The following is a 25,592-nucleotide window of genomic DNA, read 5'->3' as shown; positions in this document are numbered from 1 at the left end:
AAAATGTTAGATTTTTAGTCTAACATTTTTTTGTGTCTTATCAAAGTAAGTCCAAGTCAAGGAATTTTCTAGTATTTGAAAATTTATTTCCTTACTTTCAAATATTTCACCGTCAATATTGGCGAGTATTTTTTCACTTGACCTTATTTGACCCTTTTTAATTTTTATTTCGTCTAAATATTTTGATTTTTCCAATAAACCAAATTTGTACCTAATAATTAGGGAAGGCAACAAAAGATTTGGTAGTTTTTTGGCATAAACTAAGTTTAAAAGTCCATCATCAATCTTTGCACTTGGGGCAGGATTAAAACCAGACCCATAATAGCCACCATTGCAGATAGCAGATAGTAAAAATTTATCTTCAAATTCTATAGCCTTATTATCCTTATCATAAATTTTAAAATATAGGTCTTTGTAGGATAAATGTTTTAGGGCTTTTATAACTCCAAGAAGATAGGCTTTTTTGCCTAAATTTGGATTTTTATTCAAAAATTCATAAGCTTTTTCTAATACTAGTGTATCAAATCCTAGGGAGAGAACATTTATACCGATTTTATTGTTTACTTTTATTAGGTCGATTTTTCTATCTTTCAAATTTAAAAGATTTTCCACTTTAAAATTTTTGTAGGAAAAGTTTTTGGAAAAGTCGTTTCCTGTTCCCATTGGTATAAGGCCTAGACTAGTATTTTCCACATCATTTTCGTATATTACATTTGCAATTTCATTTAAAGACCCATCTCCACCTGCAACTATTATTGTTTTTTTTAAGTTTTTGTATTTATAAATAAAATTTTTTGCAGCAATTTTTCCATGGTCCTTATAAGAAGTGTCAATAATTTCTACATTTTCTTCTAGGTCTTTTTTATTATATATTTTTTCTATATGGTGTTTTTTTATATCGAACTCGGTTTTTCCAGCCTTGGACGATAAAATAAATAAGATTTTTCTCATAAAATTTCCTTTGCCTATAAATTATACCATTTTTATATTTTTTACAAAAAATGATATAATTGCCCTATTGAATAGAAAGGAAGTTTTATGAATTTTGTTGATTATTTAGAAATGGAATATGTAAAAGATGATGATGGATCTATAATTACAAAAATTCCAATCAAAGATTATTGTATGAATATTAATGGTATCATCCATGGGGGTGTAACTATGACCTTAATTGATACATCCTGTGGCAAAAAGGCTTCTGAATATTTTGATGGAGAATTTGTGACAAGCGATGGCTATGTTAATTTTTTAAGGGCAGGTAAGGATACTGAATTTTTGTATGCAAAATGTATGGCAAAAAAGGTAGGTAGGAGGGTAATTAATATTGATTGTGATGTTTTTGATGATAGGAAAAAAGTAATTGCTATTGGCAGGTTTACTTTTATGAAATTATAGGAAAATGTTGTATTTAATTCTTTTTTAAATTTATTTTACAAATTTGAAATGTATGATATAATGAAACAAGTTCAATAGGACACCAACACCTTGGTGTACTAAAGTAAAAAGGAGTTAAATATGAACAAGGAAAAAAAATTTTCATCTAGGTTAGGTTTTATCCTAACAGCAGTGGGAAGTGCCGTGGGCATGGCAAATGTTTGGGGATTTCCTTACAAATTTCAAGAAGGTGGGATGTTTTTCTTATTATTTTATTTAGTTTTTGTTTCTCTTTTTGCTTATGTAGGTTTATCAAGTGAATTTGCAATAGGTAGAAGAGCTGAAACTGGAACTTTGGGCTCTTATGAATATGCCTTAAATTCAAAAAATAATAATAAAATTCATTCTTTTTTTAGTAAAAATATAGGGATTTTACCTTTGATAGGGTCTTTATTTATTGCAATAGGATATGCTGTTATAGTTTCTTATGTCTTGAAGGCTTTGGTTGATTCTATTACAGGTGAGCTTATGGTTGTTAATACCAAAACTTGGTTTGAGTCTTTTGCTAATAAAGATTATTCTGTAGTTTTTTATCATTTTATTATAATTTTAGCTACACTTCTAACCTGTCTTAAGGGAGCTCATACTATTGAAAAATCTAATAAGATTATGATGCCATCATTTTTTATATTGTTTTTGATTATTGCAATTTTTATTTTGACTTTGCCAAATGCTTTCGATGGTTACAAGTATATGTTTAGGTTTGATTATGATAAACTATCTTTAAATACAGTTATAAATGCTATGGGACAAGCTTTCTTTTCTCTTTCTGTTACTGGAAGTGGGATGATTGTTTGTGGTTCTTATCTAGATAAAAAAGAAGATATTTTATCAGCAGCAAAATCAACAGCAATTTTTGATACCATGGCTGCCCTTTTATCATCTTGTGTTATTGTTCCATCTATTTTAGTTTTTGGACTTTCACAAGCTGGTGGTCCTGGTCTTTTGTTCGAGGTTTTGCCAACAATTTTACAAAATATTAAGGGTGGAAGAATTTTTGCTATAATTCTTTATACAGCAGTTGTTTTTGCAGGAATTTCTTCTTTACAAAATATGTTTGAGGTAATAGTTGAATCATTGATGCATAGATATAAAAAAATAAAAAGACTTTATGCTTTACTTATTATTGGTCTTATTACATTTTTGGTTGGTATGAATATGGAGACAATCGGAAAATGGGGTCCATGGATGGATCTTGTTTCAATTTATATTATCCCAATAGGAGCATCAATTGGAGCTATAACTTGGTTTTATTTTTGGAAGAAAGAAGAACATTTGGAAGAAGTTAATATTGGAGCTAAGAAAAAAGTTGGAGAAAAATGGCACAAGCTTGGAAAATATGTATATGTTCCAATAGCTATTGGCTTATCAATACTTGCTCTTGTATTTAAGGTTACTTTTTAAAATTTATGGAGATTAATAATGGAAAATAATTCGAAATTTACTAACAAATGGGGATTTATTATGGCATGCGTTGGAAGTGCAGTAGGACTTGCCAACGTATGGGCCTTTCCCTACAAAATAGGAATGAATGGGGGACTATCTTTTTTATTACCTTATTTGTTCTTTGTATTTTTATTTGGTCGTGTGGGACTTTCTGCAGAAAGTGCAGTTGGAAGAAAATATAAGTCAGGTCCTATGGGAGTTTTTAGAGAAGTTTGGAAATCTAGAAACAAGGAAGGAGTTGGAAGAGTTTTAAGATGGATTCCCTTGGTTGGAGTTGTTCTTCTAGCTATAGGATATACTGTTGTAATAACTTATGTTCTTAAAGCTTTGATTGATTCAATAACAGGAACTTTGTTAACTCAAGATCCTAATCTTTGGTTTGAATCAATTTCTTCAAAAGATTTTGTTTTGGCAAAAGAGCACTTCTTATTAATTATTATAGTATTTTTCACCCTTGCCTATGGAACAAAGGGAATTGAAAAAACAAATTCATTTATGATGCCATTATTCTTTATTTTATTTATAATTTTGGCAATAAGAATTGCATTTTTAAACAAAGCTGTTGAAGGATACAAGTTTATTTTTACAATGGATCCTAGAAAATTACTTGATATAAGATTATGGATTGCTGCAATGGGACAAGCATTCTTTTCCCTATCAATTGTATCAACGGTAATGGTTGTTTATGGGTCATACCTTCCTGATAGCGAAGATATAGTACACTCATCAACAATAACATCAGGGCTTGACACAACAGCAGCTATGCTTTCAACATTTGTAATGCTTCCTGCAACTTTTGCCTTTGGTTTTTCTCAATCAGAAGGACCAAAATTAATTTTTGTTGTATTACCAAAAGTTTTACAAGAAATAGCAGGAGGAAGAATTTTTGCAATAATTTTATACATTGCAATTGTATTTGCAGGAGTTTTATCCGTTCAATCAATGATTGAAACAGTTGCCGAAGCAATAACATCAAAATTTGAAAAATTAAACAGGCTTCATGTTTTAATCGCCCTAATGACAATAGTATTTGTTTGTGGATTGTTTTTACACCCAATAGCAAAATGGGGTACTTGGATGAACTTTGTAACAATTTATATCCTACCTATTTCTGCTATTATGGGAGCTATATCATGGTTTTGGGTTATGAAAAAAGAAGATTTGTTAGAAGAAATTAATAAAAATGCAAAACATAAACATGGAGATGGCTGGTATAATTTGGGAAGATACTTTTATGTCCCACTTGCAGTAATTCTTTGTATAATTGCAATCAGATATCAAATTTCATTTTAATATGACATTATTTATAAAATAATATATAATAAAGAAAATATATTGATTTTATAAATAAAGGAGTAGAAATGAAAAAATATAGGAAAATTTTAAGTCTTTTATTAGTTTTTTTAATGGCATTTTCTTTATCTTCTTGTAAAAAACAGGATGGAAAATCTAATATTTCTTCAGATATTTCTGTTTCAAATAAGGAAGTAAAAAAAGAAAATGATAAGAACAAGGGCATTATAAAAATTGATAAGAAAAGACCTAAAAAATTTGATGAGAAAAGTAAGGATGAAATAATTAATATAAAAGCTGGTGGAGACTTGATGGCTCATATGGACCAAGTTGACTATGCTAGAAATTATGGAAATGGTAAATATGATTTTTCAAATCAATTTGAATATGTAAAAGATTTTCTAAAAGATTCAGACCTTACTATTGGAAATTTTGAAACAAGTGTAAGTAAAACTAGAGAACCTTCCGGATATCCTCAATTTACAACACCAAAGGAATATATTAGAGATATAAAGGATGCTGGTTTTGATATGCTATCAACAGCCAACAACCACTCAGTAGATTCTTTTGAAGAGGGTATTTTTGATACTATAGATGCTATGGATGAATATGGTATTGCTCATGCTGGAACAAGAAAACCAGGAGAAGATAGGTTTATTTATAGAAATGTTAAGGGATTAAAAGTTTCCTTTATGTCTTATACTTATGGAGTAAATGGACTTGATAGTCTAGTTACAGAAAATAAGCCTGAAGATGTAATCAATTATTTAGAGCCAGAAAAAATAAAAGCTGATATAAAAGAGGCTAAGAAAAATAAGGCAGATTTAATAATTGTTTATCCTCACTGGGGAGTTGAATATCAATCTTATCCAACAGATGATCAAATAAAACTTGGAAGAGATATGATAGATTGGGGAGCAGACCTTGTTATAGGAAACCATCCTCACGTAACTCAACCTGCTGAAAGGTATAAGTCTAAAGATGGAAAAGAAGGATACATTGCTTATTCTTGTGGAAATTTTATAGCTTGCCAATCTTATGATGTATTGGGAGATATAAGAACTGAGCAATCAGTTCTTTATGATATAAATATTCTTAGAAATAATAAAACAGGAAAAATAAAACTTGGAGATGTCAAAATACATCCAATTTGGAATGGCCATATGCGTGATGAAAATGGATATTTGGCAAAAGATTTTATGATAGAAGACTTTCTTGAGGGTGGCAAATATTATGATAAAGTAAATGAGACCCAAAGAGAAAGAATCAGAAAATGTGATGAAATGATAATAAAAACTGTAAATACAAAAGTAGAATAAAAAGACTGCAAGGGCAGTCTCAGTATGTAGACAAAGTAAAAACTTACCCATTTCGACCGAGTGCAACGAGCGGAGAAATCTCATGAGATCTCTCCATGCGTTCGTTTCACTCACTTAGTCGAGATGGGTTATAGCATAATTTTGTTTTTGAACTATTAATATATTATTAAACTGACTTCGTCTACGCTCTGAGACTGCACGAGCAGTCTTTTTTATTTTCTTTCTTTATGATAAAATTATTCAAAAGATATAAAGGGGAAAATATGAATTTTATAACAAAAATAGATATTTCTATTTTAAATTTTATACAAGGCTTAAAAAGTCCCTTGATGGACAAGATGATGACAACAGTAACTGCCCTTGGTAATATGGGGATTTTTTGGATATTATTAATTTTGATTTTTCTAACAACAAAAGAATATAAAAAAATGGCAAAGCTAATGGTTTTATGTCTTATAGTCAATACTATTATTGTAAATTTAATATTAAAACCTGCTGTTGGAAGAACAAGACCCTTTGAACTTGTTGATGGGATAAAATTATTAGTTTTAAAACCACAAGACCCATCCTTTCCATCAGGACATTCAGCAATTTCATTTTGCATGCTAACAGTAATATTATTTTTTTCAAAGTCAAAAACTATTAAGCTAATGTCCACTATACTTGCAATTTTAATTGCTTTTTCTAGGCTATACTTATATGTACATTATCCATCAGATGTAATTTGTGGAATAATTATAGGCATACTTTCAGCTCTTGGAACTTTAAAATTTGTTTATTCTGACAAAGGAAAGAAATTAATAAAAAGCCTAAGAGAAATTTATGTAGATTTTAAAAAATTGAGAAAAATGTAAAAAAATTTGCAAATACAAAAAAATGGTGTTATAATATACAGGTAGTGTTAATGCTGGTGTGTCGGAATTGGCAGACGAGACAGACTCAAACTCTGTTGTTCTCCGGAACGTGTGGGTTCAAGTCCCACCACCAGCACCATTAATTTTTTTATTTTTTTCATATTTAGACAGGCCATTGTAGCCTGTCTTTTTTAATGAAATTTTTTAAATTTCTTTATTTTACAAAAAAATATTAGTGTGTTAGAATTTATTTGAAATTCAAGGATTATATAAGGATAAAAAATGAAAGATGTTATAGTTTTAATACCAGCCTTAAATCCTCCAAGAGAAATCTTAACTAATTATATTAAAGAGTTGAGAGAGAAAGGATTTGAAAGGATTATTCTGGTAAATGATGGAAGTAGGAATGAATATAAAGAATATTTTGATAGTTTAAAAAATCAAGGTATAGATGTTTTTGACCATTATAAAAATTTTGGTAAGGGAAGGGCCTTAAAAAATTCTTTTAATTACATATTAAATAATTATTCTGACTTTTCCTATGTGATTACTGCAGATTCTGATGGTCAACATAGGTCCGAAGATCTTTTTAATATTGCAAAGATAGCAAGTAGGTCAAAAGAAAATATTTTATATTTGGGTTCTAGGGACTTTAATGAAGAAAATGTACCCTTCAAAAGTTCTTTTGGAAATAAGTTAACCAGTTTTATCTATAAGTTGATGTTTAAGGATAAGATAAGGGATACCCAGACAGGACTTAGGGCAATTTGTAAAAGTCATATGGAAGATTTCCTAGACCTTGACGGAGAAAGATTTGAATATGAAATTAATATGCTTATAAATTGTTCAAAAACTGGAAAGAAAATCAAGGAAATCCCAATAGAGACAGTTTATTTTGATAATAACAGCGAAACCCACTTTAATCCAGTTAAGGATTCTATAAAAATATATTCAGTAATGTTTAAAACCTTCTTTAAATTTATCTTATCATCCCTTTCTTCTTGGCTAGTTGATATAGGATTTTTTAGGCTATTTACAAAAACTTTACTAAAGTTTATAAAAAGTCAGTCCACAATAATTTGGATATCTACAATAGGAGCAAGGATTATTTCAGGCCTTTTCAATTATAATGTGAATAAAAACATAGTCTTTAAGGATGAATCTGATTCTAAAAGTGTTTTTTATAAATATATTATTTTATGGCTATGCCAGATGATTTTATCAGCGTTTTTAGTAGATAGGCTATTTTTATCTTTGGGTCTTGATTCATCATTGATAAAAATATTTGTAGATTGTTTGATTTTCTTGTTATCTTATAGGATACAAGATAGGTATATTTTTAACTAGGAGTAAAAATGAGAAATATATTTGCAATTTTGTTCTTATTGATTAGCTTTCTTGGGTATAGTTGTCAAGTTAAAGATAAATTTGAATTAAAGGTAGGATTTATACCTTTTATTTTATTTACATCATATATTTTTCTAGTAGCATTAGCCGCTAGATTGAGTTTGATGTTAGTAACAATAATAATCGTTAATTTAATTGGTTTACTATTATTCGTAAAGTTTTTATATAATAATAAAGAGATATTAGGAAGTTTATTTCCAGAATATTTTTTATTCTTTATATCTATTGGAATTTTGAGCTTTTATCTATATGGTAGAAAATTTCTTATGTATGATGACTTTAGTCATTGGGCGACAATATCTAGACTTTTACTCAGAAAAGATGCCATAAATACAGGTTTAGATACTACTATTAGTTTTAAGTCATATCCCCAAGCGATGGCGTATTTTATCTATGGAATAGGAAGATTTTTTCAATTCGATGAATCTATATTAATGATTATAAATTCAATTTTTACCCTATCTGGACTTTTTTGTTTTATTAGCTTAACAAAAAATAAAGTTATTAATTATATTCTAACAGTATTAGTAATTATATACGGATTTTACTACAATATTAGACCTTATTGTCTTTTGGTAGATACAATTTTATCTACTACTGGATTTGCAATATTTTCATTTGTTTATTATTATGACTTTAGAAAAGAAAATAATTATCTTAAATACTTTTTAATGCCAATGTTTGTAAGCTTGGTATATGTGAAAAATTCAGGATTGTTTCTATCGATTTTTGTTTTGATTTATATTATTAAGAAATATATGAGAAAAGATTATAAAATTATAATTATTAGTCTTGGATCAATTTTTCTTTCAAATTTATCTTGGTCAAATCATATAAAAAATGAATTTTCTTATACTGGCAAGCATTCTATGAGTATTAGTCAATATAAATCAGGAATAGCTACTAACCACGACCTTATAAATGGATTTACTAGAGAATTTCTATCAAGAGTTTTTAATGACTATCTTATGTGGGCATTAATTTCTATTTTAATTATTTTACTTATCTACAAAAAGTTTGATAAATTAATTATTTCTTTGTTATTTTCAACTATATGCATATATGTAATTTATCAAATAGGTAATTATTTCATGTTTATTTCATCTATGACACCAGGAGAGCTAAGAAGATTAGCTTGTTATGATAGATATGTTAGGACAATTCATATGTTTTTAACCCTAATAGTTATCTATGTTTTGAATTTCAATTACGATGATTATCTAACTAAAATTTTATCATTTTTAATTTTAATTTTTAGCATATTTATTATGCCAAAATCAGAAGAAATTGGTTTTAATAACAATGAATTCAGATACCAATTAGAAGAAGAAAAAAATAAAAATAAGATTCCTAGAGAGAAAAAAATTTTAATAAAATTTAAAGAAAAAGATTTTTCAAGAATATATACACGAGCTAGTATGTATGTTTTTGAATCAAATGAAATAACTGATACTTTCCCAGGAGATGAAAAACAGTTTAATAAAAATGACTATGATTACTTCATAGATTTAAGTAAGTAGATTTTTCTACTTACTTTTTTTGTGAAAAATAAAATATGTTATACTAATAGAAAGGAGATTTATATGAGTAAAAAAGTAATGCTGATTGATGGGTCTAGTTTGATTTTTAGAGCTTTTTTTGCCCTTCCTAATCTTACCAATGCTGATGGGGTTATGACCAATGGTGTTTATGGATTCTTGACAATGTATTTTAGGGCTGTTGAAGAATATAAACCTGATTATATTTTGGTTGCCTTTGATAAAAAAACAAAAACTTTTAGGCACAAGGAATTTGAAGATTATAAGGCAAATAGGGATAAGGCTCCGAGCGAGTTAAATTATCAATTTGGAATTTTAAAAGATATTCTTGACTCACTAAACGTCAAGTATTTAGATATAGATGGCTTTGAGGCTGATGATATTGTTGGAACTTATTCAAAAATCGCAAGAGATGAGGGCCTCGAAACTGTAATAATAACTGGAGATAAGGATTATTTTCAACTTGTAAATGATGATGTTATTGTTTATCTTACAAGAAAGGGAATTTCTCAAATGGAAGAAATTACCGAAGAAAAAATTAAAGAAGATTATGGCCTAAGTCCTAAACAATTAATTGATGTTAAGGGTCTTATGGGTGATAAGTCTGATAATATTCCAGGCGTTGATGGAATTGGGGAAAAAACTGCCCTTAAATATATAAAAAAATACGGGTCAATGGAAGCCTTGTATGAAAATTTAGATGATATTAGTGGCAAAAAAACCAAGGAAAATCTTAAAAATTCAAGACAAATTGCCTTTTTGTCTAAAAAAATTGGAACTATAGTAACAAATGCACCAATCGATTATGAAATTAGCGATTTGAGGGTTAAAAATCCAGATATGGAATCCTTGAAGGAGAAATTTTCAAAATATAATTTCAATAAGTTTTTAGAAAAATTTGAAGATGGAAGTAAAGAGCAAAGAGAAGAATTAGACTTTTCTTATTCCTTTACAGATGATGATTTTTCAGTCATAGAAGACATTGAAAAAGAAAATATTTTTTATTTTAAGACTATTTTTGAAAATGATAATTATATACATTCAAAAGCTTTTAAAATTGCAATCAAATCACCATCATCCAAAACTTTTATCTATAATCCAGACCAAAAATTTGTAGAAAATTTCAAAAAATATTTTGAAGATGAAAATATTAATAAGGTTTCTTTTGATATAAAAGAAGATATAGTACTTTTTAATAAGTTGGGAATAGAAATAAATTTTCCTTATGATGATACTATGCTTATGCACTATCTTATAGATCCTTCCAGGTCCTCTTATGATTTGAAAACTTTTAGTCAAGCATTTTTGAAATATGAAGTTTTAAATGAAGAAGACTTGTTGGGCAAGGGAAGGAATAAAAAATCTTATAAGGATTTAAGTGAAAAAGAACTTGGAAAATATTTATCATCAATTATAAATGCAATAGAAGATAGTCTTGATATATTAACCGATAAGTTAAAAGAACTTTCAATGTATGAGCTTTACAAGGATTGTGAAATAAAATTATCCAAAGTTTTGGCAGAAATGGAAATAACTGGCTTCATCTGTGATAAAAATGAACTAGAAAAGATAAAAGATGAAGTTTCACTTGAGCTTGAGGATTTAGAAAAAGTAATTTATGAACTTGCAGGTTCTGAATTTAATATAAATTCACCAAAGCAGCTTTCAATAATTTTATTTGAAGACTTGGAACTTCCAATTATCAAAAAAACCAAGACTGGTTATTCCACAGATGCAAAAGTTTTGGAAAAATTAAGAGATAAACATCCTATTATAGGAAAAATTGAAAGATATAGGGAGATGTATAAGTTAAAATCTACCTATCTTGAAAGTTTAGAAGAATGTATTGATGAGGATGGAAGAATAAGGTCAACCTTTAAGCAAAATGTAACAGCTACAGGTAGACTTTCATCAACTGAACCGAATCTTCAAAACCTTCCAATTAGAACAGAAGAGGGAAGAAAAATTAGAAAGGCCTTTAAGGCAGATAAGGATAAGGTATTAATAGATGCAGACTATTCACAAATAGAGTTAAGAGTCTTAGCCCACCTTGCAAATGATAAAAAAAATGCAAGAAGCTTTTTCTCATGATATAGATATTCATACAAAAACAGCATCGGAAGTCTTTGATACACCAATTGATGAGGTTACAAAATTACAAAGAAGTGAAGCAAAGGCAGTAAATTTTGGGATAATTTATGGAATAAGTGATTATGGTCTAAGCCAAAATTTAAATATTCCTAGAAAAAGAGCCAAGGAATATATAGAAAATTATCTCAATACCTATCCTCAAATAAAAAAATATATGAAAGATATTGTAAAAAAAGCCAAGGAAGAAGGCTTCGTAAATACTATATTTAATAGAAGAAGGTATGTTCCAGAAATAAATTCTAAAAATTTCAACGTAAGAAGCTTTGGTGAAAGAGTTGCCTTAAATACTCCAATCCAAGGATCTGCTGCAGATATTATAAAATTTGCCATGATAAATTCATATGAAAATCTAAAAAAAGCAAAAGTAGATGCAAAAATTGTCCTACAAATCCATGATGAAATAATCATAGAGGCAAGTAAAAAAGATTTGACCAAGGCAAAAGAAATATTGAAATCATCTATGGAAGAAGCAGTCAAATTGAAGGTTCCACTTCTAGTAGATATAGATAGTGGAGATAGTATGTATGAATCAAAATAAAATTGTAATAACAGGCACAATCTCAAGCGGTAAATCTTCCTTATCAGATATTTTAAGAAAAAAGGGATATGAGGTTATCGATAGTGATAAGATTAATGCAAAACTTTTAGAAAAAGATCAAATTAATTATAGAGAAATTTTATCATCAGGGGCCTTTAATGAGGCCTTTGAAGATGGAATTATAAACAAAAAAACTTTAGGGAAAATTATCTTTAATGATCCTAAAAAAAGAGAATTGATAAATAAAATTACCCATAAAAATATAATTTCATATATTAATAAAATAATAGGAAAATCGAATGAAAAAAATATTTTTATAGAAATTCCCTTATTTTTTCAAATGAAAGAAAAATTTCCATGTGATTATGTATGGTTGGTTGTAGCAAATAAGGATGTACAAATCCAAAGACTTATGCAAAGGGATAAAATTGATGAGGATTTTGCCTTAAAAAAAATAAATAGTCAAAATTTTTCCCTAATGAAAGAAAAATCAGACCTTATTTTTGATAACAGTACAAGTCTTAATGATTTAGAAAAAAAAGTAGAAATAGCTTTAGATAATTTGGAGAAAAGATGAAAGCTTTAAAAAGTATTTTTAAAATTATAGGATTAATAATAATAAGCATAGTTATGGCGATAATAATAAGTTTTTCAATAGTTGCCTACCAAACATCAAGGCAAAAAATCGCCTACCAAGATGAAATAAAAAAATATTCTGAAAAATATAATATGGATCCATTGTTGATAGCATCAATAATAAAGGTTGAAAGTGATTATGACAATGAAGCCCACTCTAACCAAAATGCCAAAGGTTTGATGCAATTATTAGACACATCAGCAAAACATAGTGCTGAATTAATTGGGGAAGAATATTATCCAGATAAACTAAAAGATGTAGATTACAATTTAAATTTGGGAGTTGGATATTTTAACTACCTATATAAATATTATAATGATGTTGATTTGGCACTAGCTGCTTATAATGGTGGAATAGGTAATGTAGATAAGTGGATTCAAGAGAAAAAAATCGACAAACATGACCCAGACCCTACAAAAATACCCGTAGAAGAAACAAGACAATATGTTATAAAAATAAATTCAAACTATGATTTGATGAAAGTTTTTTATGATAATGGTCTTCCTAGTGAAAAAGAATTAAAAAATAGAAAAGACTTATCGATAAAAAATTATAAGAAATTTGTTAAAAAAATATTATTTGATGTCCTATAGACATTGAATAATATTTTCAAATAATTTATAATGCTTATATACGTATTAAATGAAAGGAGAGAGTATGGCTCTAGAAAATTTGTCATTTGACAATGGAGTTAAGATTCCAGAGTATAAGGAATTAAGCGAAAATAAAGGCTTAATAGTTGCAAAGGTCCCAAAAACTGTAACAATTCCCCTTACTCAACATATCGGAGCTCCAAGCAAATGTTTAGTTAAGAAAAACGATGAAGTGAAAGTAGGAGAGCTTATAGGTGAGGCTGTAGGTAATTTTTCTTGTAACATTCACTCATCAGTAAGTGGTAAAGTTACTAGTGTAATCGATATCCAAACAGCATCTGGTAAAAATGCAAAAGCTGTTGTAATCGATACAGAAGGCTACGACCAAGAAATTAACTATGAAAGAAAAGATGTTACTAACCTTACTAAAGAAAAAATTGTTGAGGCTATGAAAGAAAATGGTCTTGTAGGTATGGGAGGAGCAGCATTTCCTGCACACATAAAATATTCACCAAATAAAGCAGTAGATACTGTAATCATTAATGGTGCAGAGTGTGAACCTTATGTTACTTGCGATGATTATATTTTAAAAACAAAGCCTGAAATAATTGTAGATGCTTTGGAACTTCTTGTAAAAGCAGTAGATGCTAAAAAAGGAATTATAGCAATCGAAGATAATAAACAAGAAGCAATAGAAAAAGTAAGAAAAGCGATAGCAGATAAAAATTCACCAAAATTAGAACTTGCTACAATGGTTACTAAATACCCACAAGGGGATGAAAAAAGAATAATAAATGCAGTATTACATAGAGAAGTACCATCAGGTGGTCTTCCAATGGATGTTGGAGTTATAGTGTCAAACGTTTCTTCAGCAAACGCAGTTTATGAAGCAGTTTATTATGGAAAACCACTAATAGAAAGATATATGACAGTAACAGGTCATGGAATCAAAAATCCTTCTAATTTTTTAGTAAGACTTGGAACAAGCTTTGAAGACATGATTGAAGAAGCTGGTGGAATGACAGAAGATGCTGGAAAAGTTATAAATGGTGGACCTATGATGGGAATTGCCCAACCAAATATCAATCAACCAGTTGAAAAAGCTAGTAATTGTATACTAGTATTAAACAAAGAAGAATCAAAAGCACCAGTTACAAATCCATGTATAAGATGTGCAAAATGTGTAAATGTTTGTCCAGTTGGACTAATGCCACTTCTAATTCATAAATTTTCATTAAAGGAAAAATTTGATAAGGCGCAAGATTTACATATTTTAGATTGTATAGAATGTGGTTCATGTTCATACATTTGTCCATCCAAAAGACCATTAGTTGAAGCTATTAGGTTTGGTAAAAGACAAATTCGTCAAGCAGGAAAGTAGAGGAGAATTAAATGGAAGCAAAAAAATTATTAGTATCATCCTCTCCTCATATGAGAAGCGAGAGAACTGTTACTAAAGAAATGTTAGATGTAATAATTGCTCTTATTCCAACAGGACTCGTAGGAGTTTACTTTTTTGGAACAAAAGCACTAGCTTTAATCCTAGCATCAGTAATAAGCTGTGTAATAGCAGAATTTATTTCTAACAAGGTTATGAAAAGAGATTCATCAATAAATGATTTATCAGCAGTAGTTACAGGCTTACTTTTAGCCTACAATATTCCAGTAACAATGCCAATTTGGCAAACAGTTATAGGAGCTGTATTTGCTATTGTAATTTGTAAGCAATTTTTTGGAGGAATAGGTCAAAATATTGTAAACCCAGCACTTGGAGCAAGGGCATTTTTACTTGCATCTTGGTCAAAGAATATGTCAAATTACGTAGCTCCTGGAAAAGTTTCTGCAGTTTCAGCAGCAACTGTTTTATCAGGTGGAGATAAACCAGCCTTAATAGATATGTTTATAGGTAATATGGGAGGTTGTATTGGAGAAGTTTCAACCCTTGCTATATTGATAGGAGCAGCATATTTAGTATTTAGAAAAGTTATCTCATTAAGAATACCTGCAGTTTACATAATAACAACAGCAGTTTTATTGATGATTTTCAATAAATCTGTAGATGGAATACTTGAGCAATTATTATCAGGTGGACTTATGCTTGGTGCATTTTTCATGGCAACTGACTATACTACAAGTCCTGTAACAAAAAAAGGAGAGATAATATTTGCCTTCGGATGTGGACTTATAACTTCACTTATAAGAGTTTATGGAGGATATCCAGAAGGTGTTTCATATTCAATTTTATTAATGAACTTATTGGTTCCTCTTATAGATAGTAGAACAATGCCTAAGGTATTTGGTGTAGCTAATAAAGGGGCAAAAGATGAATAAAGCATTAAAATTAGGAATTAAATTATTAATAATAACAGCTGTATCAGCTTTGGTATTGGCCTTTACAAATTCAGTTACAGATCCAATTATTAAAAAAGCTGAAAAAGAAAAATTAAATGAATCATTAAAAATAGCATTTCCAGAAGGCAAAAGCTTTGAAGAAGTAAAAGGAAAATTTCCTGATTCAGTAAAAGGAGTTTATAAGGCTGACGGAGATAAGGGCTATGTATTTGATGTAAATGCTAAGGGTGGATACGGTGGAGACATTGAATTTATCGTTGGTGTTGATAAAGATAACAAATTAACTGGATTCAGTCCTTTAAAACATTCAGAATCTGCTGGATTTGGTCTTCAAATGGAAGAAGATTGGTTTAAAAAAGGAGTTAAGGGTGTGAGTATGGATAAAAAAGTTGGAGCATCTGAAACTGGATCTGAAAATGAAATTGTTGGAATTTCAGGAGCTACATATTCAACAAATGCTATTTTAAGCGGAATAAATACAGCTCGTGATGTTTTAAAGGAAATTAAGTAGGAGGTTTAAGATGGAAAGACAAACGGGAAAACCAATTGATGTTCAAAAAGAAAAAGAAAAAAGAAAGAAAAAATCTCCTAATTTATTAAAAGTTTTTAAAGACGGTATATTTTCAAATAACCCTGTATTTGTACAAATGGTAGGTATGTGTTCTGTTCTTGCTATTTCATCATCACTTTCAAATGCGATTGGAATGGGAGCTGCAGTAATATTTGTACTTACACTTTCAAACTTAGTAATATCAGTACTAAGAAATTTTATACCTGATGAAGTAAGGATACCAGCCTTTATTGTTGTTATCGCATCTTTCGTAACTATGGTACAAATGTTAATAAAAGCTTACCTACCAGCTCTTGATCAATCATTAGGGATTTTTATTCCACTTATAGTTGTAAACTGTATTATTCTTGCTAGAGCTGAAGGATTTGCTTCTCAACAAGGACCAATTGCATCAATAGTTGATGGACTAGGTCAAGGTTTAGGCTATACTATAGCAATTTCAATTCTTGCAGCTATAAGAGAATTATTTGGAAATGGAACATTACTAGATAATAGAATAATTCCTGAAGATTTTACAATTGGATTTTTAATTCAACCTGCATCTTCATTTATTATCCTAGGAATCATGTTTGCAGTAGCAGCAGCTATTTCAAACAAGAAGAAAAATAATAAGTAGGAGGAATTATGTCAAATTTATTTTCAATAATTATTGCATCAATTTTTGTAAATAATTATGTATTAGGACAATTTTTAGGAATCTGTCCTGTTCTTGGAGTTTCAGGTAAAGTAGAAACAGCAAAAGGAATGGGAGCAGCAGTTATATTTGTAGTAACTTTAAGCTCATTAATTACATGGATTATACAATACTACATATTAGATCCATTAAATATTGGATATTTGCAAACAGTAGTATTCATACTTGTAATTGCATCTTTAGTACAAATAGTAGAAATTATTATGAAAAAATCAATGCCAAATTTATATGAGGCATTGGGGGTTTATTTACCATTAATTACTACTAACTGTATAGTTTTGGGTGTTGCTATAAAAAATATTAATGAAAGTTATAATTTATTAGAAACTGTTATAAACTCAGCTGCGGCTGCAGTAGGTTTTCTAATAGCTTTAGTAATACTTGCTTCTATAAGAGAAAAAATAGAAGATAACGATATGCCAGAAGCTTTCAAGGGTGGACCTATTACTTTGATTACTCTAGGTCTAATGTCAATTGCCTTTATGGGCTTTGCAGGATTAGCATAGAGAAGGAAGGTTATATTAATGAATAATATTTTAATACCAGCGGTAGTACTTGCAGGATTGGGATTTTTGTTGGCAGTATTACTTGGTGTAATTAGTAAAAAATTTGAAGTAAAAACTGATCCGATTGTTGAAAGAGTTAGAGAAGCACTTCCTGGAGCTAACTGTGGAGCTTGTGGATATCCTGGATGTGACGGATGTGCAAATGCAATTGCAAAAGGTGAAGCTGCTGTTTCTGCTTGTGTAATTGGTGGACAATCTGTAACAGATGCTGTTGCAAGCGCAATGGGAGTTGAATCAGCTGGTGCAGGTGAAAAACAAGTAGCTGTTGTTAAATGTAATGGTACATGTGAAAATGCAAAAGATTTATATGATTACGCAGGACTTGATGATTGTAGAGCACAAATTGCACTTTTTGGTGGAAAAAAAGCCTGTAATTATGGTTGTCTAGGATGTGGATCCTGTGTTAAGGCATGTGAATTTGATGCTATACATATGGTTAATGGAGTAAGTGTAGTTGACAAAGAAAAATGTGTAGCTTGTGGAGCTTGCGTTAAAATTTGTCCAAAAAATATAATAGACCTTGTTCCTTATTCACAAAAAGCAATTGTAAAATGCTCATCACATGATAAAGGAAAAGATGTTAGAGGAAATTGTAAAGTTGGATGTATTGGTTGTTCAATTTGTGCAAGGACTTATCCTGAAGGATTTGCAATGGACAATTTCTTATCTAAAGAAAAAATTTCTGATAATTTAGATATTGAACTTTTAAAACAAGCTGCTGAAAAATGTCCAGCTAAATGTATAGATGTCGAATAAAATTATGATCACCGATTATTTTCGGTGGTCTTTTTTTATTAAATTGACATCGATATATTTTAAATGATAAACTCTAATAAGAGGTGTTTATGAAAGTTAAAAGAAAAGATATAATAGTTGTTGTATTACTTTTAGTTTTAAGTATATTAATGGCTTTTTTTGTGCAGAAATTTAAATCTGATCAAAATGGAAGTTATTTGAGAGTAGAACTTAATGGAAAAGAATATGGCAAATATCCTCTAAATAAAAATAAAACTTTTAAGATTAAAGTTAATGATGATGAATATAATGTAGTTGAGATAAAAAATGGAAAGGTTAAGATGACAGAGGCAAATTGTAGGGATTTGATTTGTACTCATATGCCAAAAATTAGTAAGGTTGGGGAGACTATAGTTTGTCTACCTCATAGACTTATCTTAGAAATTGTCAATGATGATACAAGTGATGATGAAATTGATAAGGTGGTTAAATGAATAAAAAATATTTGAAAATTTATGTGAATTTAGCACTTTTTACGGCTTTGTCTCTTGCTATTTCTTTGATTGAATCTATGGTCCCAATGCCAGTGCCAATTCCTGGTGCGAGATTGGGATTTTCTAATATAATAATATTAATTGCTATTTATTTTTATGATTATAAAAAAGCTTTGACTGTTAGTATTTTAAAATCATTTTTATTGGTTTTGATTACAGGTTCAGTAATGAGCTTTTTTTATTCGATTGTAGGTGCGATTTTTTCGACAAGTGCTATGTATTTTGCTATTAAAAAATTAGATGATGATTTTTCTCTAATAGGTGTTAGTGAAATAGGGGCATTTTCCCATAATTTAGGTCAAATTATAGTAGCTATATTTTTTATGCAAAATATTAAAATGTTTTATTATTTTCCAATTTTAGTATTTATTGGTATATTTACTGGATTTTTTGTTGGTTTAAGTACAAGCTTTATGATAAAGCATTTGGAAAAAATTGGTGTTTTTAATGAATAAGAAGATTAAAGATTTAGATATAAGTCTAAGACCAAGAGAAAAACTTAAAAATGAAGGCTTTGATTGTCTAAGTGATGAGGAATTGTTGGCGATTTTAATAGGAACTGGATCTAAAAAGAAAAATGCCATTGAGCTTAGCAGAGAAATTTTCTCAAAATTTTCTACTGACGAGCTCTTGTCAATTTCTATTGAGGAGCTTTCTACAGTAGATGGAATTAAACTAGCTAAGGCTAGTAAGATTGTAGCATCAATCCAGCTTGGTAAAAGGCTTAGTGAAAAGATAGCTAATAAGAAAATTAAGCAAATCACTAGTTGTGATGATGTTTATAATCTTATGAAAAATAAGTTTTTGGACACAAAAAAAGAACATTTCTATGCTATATTATTAGATACAAAAAATGTTATTATAAGTAAGGAATTAATATCTACAGGAGATTTGAACTCTTCTATTGTAAATCCTAGGGAATGTTTTATAGCTGCTGTTAGAAAGAGTGCTAATGCTATAATTTTTGTACATAATCATCCAAGTGGAAATTGTAATCCTTCTAGAAATGATAAAATAATTACAGATAGACTTGTTCAAGCTGGAAAAATTTTGGATATTAGTGTATTAGACCATATTGTTATTGGAAATGGTAAATATTTTAGCTTTAAAAAAGAGTGTTTAATGTAGGAGAAGAAGATGAAGTTTAGAATTAAGGCTGAAGATCTAGCTATAGATTTAGGTACTAGCAGTATAAAGGTTTTTAAAAAAGAGGATGGTGTTATAATCAATGAACCAAGCGTTTTGGTTTTGGACCATCAAAATAGGCAAATAAAAGCAATTGGTCAAGAGGCAAAAGATATGATTGGAAAGACTCCTGATGAAATTATAATTCAAAGACCGATTGAAAAGGGGGTTATTTCTGATTTTAATTTGACTGAAGCCATGCTTAATCATTATTTTCAACAAATAAACCCAGGTTTTTCTTTGTTACAAGCAAGGGCAGTCGTTTGTGTTCCTAGTGGAATTACTGATATAGAACAAAGGGCTGTCGAAGATGCGGCTTTACATGCAGGAAGTAGAGATGTGATTATGGTTGATGAATCTCTTGCATCTTGTTTTGGAATAGGCCTAAGCCCAGAAGATCCAAGGGGAATTTTGGTTATAAATCTTGGTGCTGGAAATAGCGAGGTTTGTGTAGTTAGTTTAAACGGGATTGTGGCTAGTAAGACCTTAAAAATTGGTGGGGATGATATTGATAAAAATATCCAAACTTTTTTAAAGGAAAATAAAAAATAGAAATAGGTTTAAACACTGCTGAAAAAATCAAAAAAGAAATCCTATCTCTTAGAATCAAGGATAAAAATTTATCTATGGATGTTGAAGGAAGAGATTTATCAGATGCTAAACCAAAAAGAATTAAATTAAAAAGTGAAGAAATTGCAGCTTGTTTGAGTGAATTTGCAGATTCTTTGGTTGAAATGATATATCTTGTTTTAGAAAAAACTCCACCAGAATTATCGAGTGATATTAAAAATGATGGTTTTATTCTAACAGGTGGAATGGCAAAGGTTAAGGGTCTTGGAGAATATATTGAAAAGAAAATTAATTTAAAGTCAAAAATATCAGAAAATCCTGAACTTGATGCTATAAAAGGTGCAGGACTTATCATGGAAAATCCAGATAGGTTTTTAAAATATCAAAGTAGGTAAGTATGTCATATAGAAGAAAAAAGAAAAGTAACAAATCTTTTATTATCACGATAATTTTATTGGTTTTATTAATCTTTGTATCAAGCATTTCTGATGGTTTGGTTAAGGCTGGTAATAATGCGGTTAATACTATATTTATGCCAGTAAATAAAATTTCATATTCAATTTCATCTGAGTTGATTAAGGCTGTAGAAGATACAATAGGATCTAAGCAAACAAGGTCTGAAATTGAAAAGTTGAAAATTGAAAATAAAAATCTCTTAAAAGAAAATGCAAATTTAAATGAAATCATTAATAGAAAAGATTTTCTAAAGGCTGAAAAAAAGGCTATGAAAAATGAAAAATATGATTATATTAAAGCTCAAATAATCAGCTCTGATGTAAAAAGCATGCAAGAATCATTTTTTATTGATAAGGGAAAGAAAGATGGCTTAAAGGTTAATGATGTTATTTTACAAGCTATAGGTGATAGCGAATATTCCTCAGCTGTTATTGGAAAAGTTGTAAAAGTCAATGCTACTACAAGTAAAGTAGAAACTATCAAAAATTCATCAAATGATGTATCATTTATAAACTCTAGAAGCGGAGATTATGGGGTAATTGATGATTTTAAAAATAAAACCATATCAGGCTATATGTTAGAAGTTTCAAGCGATGCTAAAAAATCAGATATTCTTCTAACAAGTGGAATAGGTGGAGTTTATCCTAAAGGCTTATATTTGGGAGAAATTTCAAATGTATATATGAGCAAAGATTCTTTGAGAAAAAATGTAAATATAGATTCTCCTGTGGATTTCACTCATTTGTATAGGGTTTTGGTTTTAAGAAGGTAAGGTGCTTATATGAATAAATTAAAAACATTTATAGTTTCATTAATATCTTTTATCTTACAAATAACAGTGTTTTCAAAGATAGATATATTTGGTGCTAATATAAATATAATTATTGGACTAGTTATTTCACTTTCTCTTATTTTAGGATCAAAAAGCGGGGCTTATGCCGGTCTAATTATTGGTTTAATGGAAGATTTGATGTTTTCTAAAATAATTGGAATTAGGGCCTTATCATATTTTTTGATTGGCCATATTGTAGGAGATGAAAGATTTAGATTTAATAGTGACAAAAATACTGGATTAATTTTAAGTTTTGCCTTTACCATAGCTAATTTTATTTTTGTAAGCCTAATCACTTACTTATTTAAGTCAGATATGATTGTTATAAAAAATTATCTATTTTTACCACTATTGGTAGAAGCAGTATTAAACACTATAATTTATCTAGTTTATCATTTTATAGTAAAAAAATTAATGTATATTCCAACATATAGAATATAGAGGTGTAAGTTTTGAAAAAACAAAAAGAAAGTAGGATTACCCTATTACAAATTGTTTTTGCCTTGATGTTTGTGGCAGTATTTATAAAATTATTTATACTAATGATAAACCAAGGTGATCATTATAGGGACCTATCTGATAATAGAAAAGTTCAAGAAGTGGACGAAATAGCAAGTAGGGGAGATATTTTAGATAGAAATGGAAATATCCTTGCTACAACTGTCCCTTCATTTGCTGTGCAATTATACAAAGATCAATTAACAAATTTAGATGATAAAGAAAGAATTGATGCTGTAACTACCTTAGTTAATATATTAGAAGAAGCAGGAGTCAATTATCAAAATGATTTTGATATTAGATTAAATTCTTTTCAATATAAAACAACAGATGATTATTTTAAAGAAGAAAAATCTCCAGAGGATAAAATAGTAGATACTATAATCGATAATAATTTAATAAGAGAATTAGTAGAGTCTACTAGTGATAAAAATGGCATAAAATATGAAACCATGAAAACAGCTCTTCTTGCATTGAAAAAAAGAGGAATAGACATACCTCTTTTAGTTAGTCAAAAAGATAGAGAAATTAAGCTAAGATACAAGGATAATGCAAAAAGTAAATTAAAATCTATAAATCACACAATAAACGAAGATCCAGTAGATGTTGTAGTTAGTGAAATTGGAGAAGATAAATCAGTAATAAGAAATATTCTTGAAAATAATCAAGCAAGAATTCTAGCCTATAATATATTAAAAGATAAAAATCTTCAGTCTAATGTTATTTTAAAAGATTATACCCTTGCTGCTGATGAAAAATTTATCCAAAAAAAAGCTAGCTTACATCACGGATATCCAGAAATTAAGTTAAATACAAAGGCAAGCGATGATTTTTATAATATAGTCAAAAAAACTTCTATTAAAGAATTTTTAAAATCAGCATCCTTAAACGAAGATGATGGTTCTTATAAGATACCAGCAGATGTTTTGATAGAAAAGTTAGAAAATAAAGGTGTTTACGCGAATTTTACTACAGAAGTAAAGACAGAGACTAAAGATGATAAAAATATTTATTCTGTTGACTTAAATTTCAAAAATTCTCAAGCAGGTGATCCTGCTGAGGAATTAGCTAATCTTGCAGATAAACATCACTTGCTTAAAGATGTAGTGTTAGATAAGGATTTTAAATATTTAGCACAAAATGCAAATGTTAAAAATAGTGTTTATCCTTCAATAGATATAAGTAATGACAAAATAGAAAAATGGGATTACACATTTAATGTGGGGAAAAAAGATTTCTTTGAACATTATGCAAGCTTGGATAAAAATCAACCAAGAGATAAGGTTATAAAAAAATTATCAAAAGCTAAAGATGCAAAAGAAATTTTAGACTACATCAAAAAAGTCTCAAATATTAAAAATAATAATAACTATGAAGCTTGTGGAATTTTAACAATTGATAATATAATTAATAGGCAAGGCTCATATGGATTTAGGCCAATTAATTTGGTTTATAATCTTGATGAGTCTACAGTTCTAAGGATAGAAGAAAATATAGATAAGGCAAAGGGAATAAATGTTGCAACAATTCCAATTAGGTCTTATCCAAACAGAAATCTCGCAAGTCATGTATTAGGATATATGGGACCAATTGCTACTGATGATGAGGTAGAGAGATATGTAAATCAGGATTCTTATTTAAGAGATGAAATTGTAGGAAAAACTGGAATAGAAGAATCTTATCAGGATACCTTAAGGGGTAAAAATGGAAAAAGTATAGTTACTGTGGATTCATCTGGAAACAGAATCCAAACTTTATCACAAATCCCATCAGAACCTGGAAATGATGTTTACCTAACTATTGATGCGAATTTGCAAAATCAAGCAGAAAAGTCACTAGCAAAAATATTAGAATCAATAAGAACTGGAAAGGCTTATACTTCTGAATATGGTGATTTTACACCTGAAAAATCAGCATCATATGCAACAAGTGGGGCTGTAGTTGTAAGTAATGTAAAAACTGGTGAAGTATTAGCAATGGCATCATATCCGAATTATGATCCAAATTTATTTTCTACAGGTATATCAGAAACTGATTGGGATAGCTTACAAGTTCCAGATAATTCTTCAGTAATAGAAGCTAGGCCTATGATGAACTTGGCTAGTCAAACTGCGGTGATGCCAGGTTCTACATTTAAGCTAGTAACATCCCTTGCAGCTTTAGAAAAAGGCTTAGACCCACAAAGATTAAACTACTGTAATGGCTTTATGGATATTGGGAATAAAAGATTTTCTTGCTTGATTTGGTCTACTACAGGTCATACTCATGGTGAGGAAAATTTATATGATGCAATAAGAGATTCATGTAACTATTATTTTTATTGTTTAGCTTTAGGTGAGAATCCATCAACACATAAAAGTTTAGGAGTGAAATTAGAATTAAATGATATAAAAAAAGCTGCTGAAATACTAGGTTTGAATAAAACTACTGGGATTGAAATAAATATCCCACAAGAGACAGTTGGCAATATACCTTCAACCGAAAAAAAACTTGAAGTAACCAAGTCTATGATGAAAAAATATCTTGAAAAAGATTTGGCTAATTATATTAAGGGAAATACTAAAAAATCAAAAAAAGATATTGAAAATGATATATCTAAGCTAATTAAATTAGCTGACAATCCTAAGGCTGTAGATAGAGTGAGATTAGCGGAAATAGTTGATGGAATGGGATATGAGCCATTCAAAATCAAAAATGGTGATACAGCAGGGCTAGTAGATACATTAAAATATACTTTTTTAAATCAAGCTAAATGGGATATTACTGATATGTTAAATATTGTAATTGGACAGGGACAAAATTCATATACACCATTACAAATGAATAGGGTGATTTCAACAATATCAAATGGTGGATATTTAAATAAATATACTTTAATCAATCAGGTTAAAGACCATAACTCTAAAAATACTTTATTTAAAAATCAGGTTAAAAATAAAAAAATAAATATTAAAAATTTTAGATATTTAGAAGATATTAAACATGGAACATTATTAGTTGCACAAAATAATGCTATTTTGAATAAGATGCCATTAGAGGTTGGAGTGAAAACTGGAACAGCAGAAGTAGAGGGTAAAAATCCAGATGGTAGTTATTATGAGCCATATGCGTGGATGGTTGGATTTGCTCCATATGATGATCCAGAAATAGCTATTTCTATAATTTTAACTCAGGGTATTATTTCATCAAATGTTTCACCAGTATTCAGGGATATTGTTTGTAAATATTTTGATATAAAAATAAATCCTGAAGATCAAAGTATTGTTGTTGATAAAAAAGATGACAATAAAGATGAAAACACAAATAAGCAGGATCAAAACAATATGGAAAATCAAGATAATATAGAAAATAATACAAATGGAGAATAAT

At 29.1% G+C, this 25,592-nt stretch carries 24 protein-coding genes, 1 tRNA gene and 1 pseudogene; 25 read left to right on the top strand and 1 reads right to left on the bottom strand.

Annotated elements, in window-relative coordinates; all coding sequences use genetic code 11:
* Positions 1–6: 6 nt before the first annotated feature.
* Positions 7–951, bottom strand: coding sequence for a diacylglycerol/lipid kinase family protein (locus ANHYDRO_RS01095; RefSeq protein ID WP_004812566.1), 945 nt, complete (start codon positions 949–951; stop codon positions 7–9).
* 87 nt (positions 952–1,038) lie between these two features.
* Between ANHYDRO_RS01095 and ANHYDRO_RS01090 the strand changes: the two genes are divergently transcribed.
* The 25 genes and pseudogenes from ANHYDRO_RS01090 (at position 1,039) to ANHYDRO_RS00975 (ending at position 25,591) form a co-directional block, all read left to right on the top strand.
* Positions 1,039–1,395 (top strand): PaaI family thioesterase, encoded by a 357-nt coding sequence (locus tag ANHYDRO_RS01090; RefSeq protein WP_004812563.1) that lies wholly within the window; start codon positions 1,039–1,041, stop codon positions 1,393–1,395.
* A gap of 120 nt (positions 1,396–1,515) precedes the next feature.
* Complete coding sequence (locus ANHYDRO_RS01085) at positions 1,516–2,838, top strand: sodium-dependent transporter (RefSeq protein WP_004812562.1); 1,323 nt, start codon at positions 1,516–1,518, stop codon at positions 2,836–2,838.
* A gap of 18 nt (positions 2,839–2,856) precedes the next feature.
* A complete protein-coding gene (locus ANHYDRO_RS01080; protein WP_004812560.1) occupies positions 2,857–4,173 on the top strand; it encodes a sodium-dependent transporter in 1,317 nt (438 codons plus the stop codon).
* A gap of 68 nt (positions 4,174–4,241) precedes the next feature.
* Positions 4,242–5,492 (top strand): CapA family protein, encoded by a 1,251-nt coding sequence (locus ANHYDRO_RS01075; RefSeq protein WP_004812558.1) that lies wholly within the window; start codon positions 4,242–4,244, stop codon positions 5,490–5,492.
* 263 nt (positions 5,493–5,755) lie between these two features.
* Positions 5,756–6,346, top strand: a complete 591-nt coding sequence (locus tag ANHYDRO_RS01070) for a phosphatase PAP2 family protein (RefSeq protein WP_039913665.1) — start codon at positions 5,756–5,758, stop codon at positions 6,344–6,346.
* 52 nt (positions 6,347–6,398) lie between these two features.
* Positions 6,399–6,485, top strand: a tRNA-Leu gene (locus ANHYDRO_RS01065).
* Positions 6,486–6,628: 143 nt separating this feature from the next.
* Positions 6,629–7,693: a glycosyltransferase gene (locus ANHYDRO_RS01060; RefSeq protein WP_004812552.1), complete on the top strand. Its 1,065-nt coding sequence runs from the start codon at positions 6,629–6,631 to the stop codon at positions 7,691–7,693.
* Positions 7,694–7,701: 8 nt separating this feature from the next.
* Positions 7,702–9,273: a hypothetical protein gene (locus tag ANHYDRO_RS01055; protein WP_004812549.1), complete on the top strand. Its 1,572-nt coding sequence runs from the start codon at positions 7,702–7,704 to the stop codon at positions 9,271–9,273.
* A gap of 63 nt (positions 9,274–9,336) precedes the next feature.
* Positions 9,337–11,980 (top strand): annotated as a pseudogene (polA, locus tag ANHYDRO_RS01050) (DNA polymerase I).
* Positions 11,967–12,557, top strand: coding sequence for a dephospho-CoA kinase (coaE, locus tag ANHYDRO_RS01045; RefSeq protein ID WP_004812541.1), 591 nt, complete (start codon positions 11,967–11,969; stop codon positions 12,555–12,557). Before polA ends, coaE begins: the two are co-directional and overlap by 14 nt.
* A complete protein-coding gene (locus tag ANHYDRO_RS01040; protein ID WP_004812539.1) occupies positions 12,554–13,210 on the top strand; it encodes a lytic transglycosylase domain-containing protein in 657 nt (218 codons plus the stop codon). Before coaE ends, ANHYDRO_RS01040 begins: the two co-directional genes overlap by 4 nt.
* A 64-nt stretch (positions 13,211–13,274) precedes the next feature.
* The gene (gene rsxC / locus ANHYDRO_RS01035; RefSeq protein ID WP_039913662.1) at positions 13,275–14,591 is read left to right on the top strand and encodes an electron transport complex subunit RsxC; all 1,317 of its coding nucleotides are present in this window, start codon (positions 13,275–13,277) and stop codon (positions 14,589–14,591) included.
* Between the two features lie 11 nt (positions 14,592–14,602).
* On the top strand, positions 14,603–15,541 hold the full coding sequence (locus ANHYDRO_RS01030) for an RnfABCDGE type electron transport complex subunit D (RefSeq protein ID WP_004812536.1): 939 nt from the start codon (positions 14,603–14,605) through the stop codon (positions 15,539–15,541).
* The gene (locus ANHYDRO_RS01025; protein ID WP_004812534.1) at positions 15,534–16,073 is read left to right on the top strand and encodes an RnfABCDGE type electron transport complex subunit G; all 540 of its coding nucleotides are present in this window, start codon (positions 15,534–15,536) and stop codon (positions 16,071–16,073) included. The genes ANHYDRO_RS01030 and ANHYDRO_RS01025 overlap by 8 nt, the downstream gene beginning before the upstream one ends.
* Positions 16,074–16,083: 10 nt before the next feature.
* Complete coding sequence (gene rsxE, locus ANHYDRO_RS01020; protein ID WP_004812532.1) at positions 16,084–16,749, top strand: electron transport complex subunit RsxE; 666 nt, start codon at positions 16,084–16,086, stop codon at positions 16,747–16,749.
* An 8-nt stretch (positions 16,750–16,757) separates the two neighbouring features.
* Positions 16,758–17,333 (top strand): electron transport complex subunit RsxA, encoded by a 576-nt coding sequence (gene rsxA / locus ANHYDRO_RS01015; RefSeq protein ID WP_004812529.1) that lies wholly within the window; start codon positions 16,758–16,760, stop codon positions 17,331–17,333.
* A gap of 18 nt (positions 17,334–17,351) precedes the next feature.
* Positions 17,352–18,149: an RnfABCDGE type electron transport complex subunit B gene (locus ANHYDRO_RS01010; protein WP_004812527.1), complete on the top strand. Its 798-nt coding sequence runs from the start codon at positions 17,352–17,354 to the stop codon at positions 18,147–18,149.
* 89 nt (positions 18,150–18,238) lie between these two features.
* Positions 18,239–18,622: a NusG domain II-containing protein gene (locus ANHYDRO_RS01005; protein ID WP_004812525.1), complete on the top strand. Its 384-nt coding sequence runs from the start codon at positions 18,239–18,241 to the stop codon at positions 18,620–18,622.
* Positions 18,619–19,137, top strand: a complete 519-nt coding sequence (locus tag ANHYDRO_RS01000) for a Gx transporter family protein (protein WP_004812522.1) — start codon at positions 18,619–18,621, stop codon at positions 19,135–19,137. Before ANHYDRO_RS01005 ends, ANHYDRO_RS01000 begins: the two co-directional genes overlap by 4 nt.
* Complete coding sequence (radC, locus tag ANHYDRO_RS00995; RefSeq protein ID WP_004812520.1) at positions 19,130–19,810, top strand: RadC family protein; 681 nt, start codon at positions 19,130–19,132, stop codon at positions 19,808–19,810. Before ANHYDRO_RS01000 ends, radC begins: the two co-directional genes overlap by 8 nt.
* A gap of 9 nt (positions 19,811–19,819) precedes the next feature.
* Positions 19,820–20,419, top strand: a complete 600-nt coding sequence (locus ANHYDRO_RS11045; protein ID WP_004812518.1) for a rod shape-determining protein — start codon at positions 19,820–19,822, stop codon at positions 20,417–20,419.
* Complete coding sequence (locus ANHYDRO_RS11040) at positions 20,416–20,832, top strand: rod shape-determining protein (protein WP_316244752.1); 417 nt, start codon at positions 20,416–20,418, stop codon at positions 20,830–20,832. The genes ANHYDRO_RS11045 and ANHYDRO_RS11040 overlap by 4 nt, the downstream gene beginning before the upstream one ends.
* A gap of 2 nt (positions 20,833–20,834) precedes the next feature.
* Positions 20,835–21,665: a rod shape-determining protein MreC gene (gene mreC / locus ANHYDRO_RS00985; protein ID WP_004812515.1), complete on the top strand. Its 831-nt coding sequence runs from the start codon at positions 20,835–20,837 to the stop codon at positions 21,663–21,665.
* Between the two features lie 9 nt (positions 21,666–21,674).
* Positions 21,675–22,166, top strand: a complete 492-nt coding sequence (gene mreD / locus ANHYDRO_RS00980; RefSeq protein ID WP_004812512.1) for a rod shape-determining protein MreD — start codon at positions 21,675–21,677, stop codon at positions 22,164–22,166.
* An 11-nt stretch (positions 22,167–22,177) separates the two neighbouring features.
* Complete coding sequence (locus ANHYDRO_RS00975) at positions 22,178–25,591, top strand: penicillin-binding transpeptidase domain-containing protein (protein WP_004812510.1); 3,414 nt, start codon at positions 22,178–22,180, stop codon at positions 25,589–25,591.
* Position 25,592 lies beyond the last annotated feature (1 nt).

It is taken from the genome of Anaerococcus hydrogenalis DSM 7454 (assembly GCF_000173355.1).
Classification (GTDB): Bacteria; Bacillota; Clostridia; order Tissierellales; family Peptoniphilaceae; genus Anaerococcus; species Anaerococcus hydrogenalis.
This window is presented reverse-complemented; position numbering and strand designations above follow the sequence as displayed.

Coding starts and splice junctions, on each gene's coding strand:
- ANHYDRO_RS01095 (WP_004812566.1), bottom strand. CDS start 951: ATGAGAAAAATCTTATTTATTTTATCGTCCAAGGCTGGAAAAACCGAG.
- ANHYDRO_RS01090 (WP_004812563.1), top strand. CDS start 1,039: ATGAATTTTGTTGATTATTTAGAAATGGAATATGTAAAAGATGATGAT.
- ANHYDRO_RS01085 (WP_004812562.1), top strand. CDS start 1,516: ATGAACAAGGAAAAAAAATTTTCATCTAGGTTAGGTTTTATCCTAACA.
- ANHYDRO_RS01080 (WP_004812560.1), top strand. CDS start 2,857: ATGGAAAATAATTCGAAATTTACTAACAAATGGGGATTTATTATGGCA.
- ANHYDRO_RS01075 (WP_004812558.1), top strand. CDS start 4,242: ATGAAAAAATATAGGAAAATTTTAAGTCTTTTATTAGTTTTTTTAATG.
- ANHYDRO_RS01070 (WP_039913665.1), top strand. CDS start 5,756: ATGAATTTTATAACAAAAATAGATATTTCTATTTTAAATTTTATACAA.
- ANHYDRO_RS01060 (WP_004812552.1), top strand. CDS start 6,629: ATGAAAGATGTTATAGTTTTAATACCAGCCTTAAATCCTCCAAGAGAA.
- ANHYDRO_RS01055 (WP_004812549.1), top strand. CDS start 7,702: ATGAGAAATATATTTGCAATTTTGTTCTTATTGATTAGCTTTCTTGGG.
- coaE (WP_004812541.1), top strand. CDS start 11,967: ATGAATCAAAATAAAATTGTAATAACAGGCACAATCTCAAGCGGTAAA.
- ANHYDRO_RS01040 (WP_004812539.1), top strand. CDS start 12,554: ATGAAAGCTTTAAAAAGTATTTTTAAAATTATAGGATTAATAATAATA.
- rsxC (WP_039913662.1), top strand. CDS start 13,275: ATGGCTCTAGAAAATTTGTCATTTGACAATGGAGTTAAGATTCCAGAG.
- ANHYDRO_RS01030 (WP_004812536.1), top strand. CDS start 14,603: ATGGAAGCAAAAAAATTATTAGTATCATCCTCTCCTCATATGAGAAGC.
- ANHYDRO_RS01025 (WP_004812534.1), top strand. CDS start 15,534: ATGAATAAAGCATTAAAATTAGGAATTAAATTATTAATAATAACAGCT.
- rsxE (WP_004812532.1), top strand. CDS start 16,084: ATGGAAAGACAAACGGGAAAACCAATTGATGTTCAAAAAGAAAAAGAA.
- rsxA (WP_004812529.1), top strand. CDS start 16,758: ATGTCAAATTTATTTTCAATAATTATTGCATCAATTTTTGTAAATAAT.
- ANHYDRO_RS01010 (WP_004812527.1), top strand. CDS start 17,352: ATGAATAATATTTTAATACCAGCGGTAGTACTTGCAGGATTGGGATTT.
- ANHYDRO_RS01005 (WP_004812525.1), top strand. CDS start 18,239: ATGAAAGTTAAAAGAAAAGATATAATAGTTGTTGTATTACTTTTAGTT.
- ANHYDRO_RS01000 (WP_004812522.1), top strand. CDS start 18,619: ATGAATAAAAAATATTTGAAAATTTATGTGAATTTAGCACTTTTTACG.
- radC (WP_004812520.1), top strand. CDS start 19,130: ATGAATAAGAAGATTAAAGATTTAGATATAAGTCTAAGACCAAGAGAA.
- ANHYDRO_RS11045 (WP_004812518.1), top strand. CDS start 19,820: ATGAAGTTTAGAATTAAGGCTGAAGATCTAGCTATAGATTTAGGTACT.
- mreC (WP_004812515.1), top strand. CDS start 20,835: ATGTCATATAGAAGAAAAAAGAAAAGTAACAAATCTTTTATTATCACG.
- mreD (WP_004812512.1), top strand. CDS start 21,675: ATGAATAAATTAAAAACATTTATAGTTTCATTAATATCTTTTATCTTA.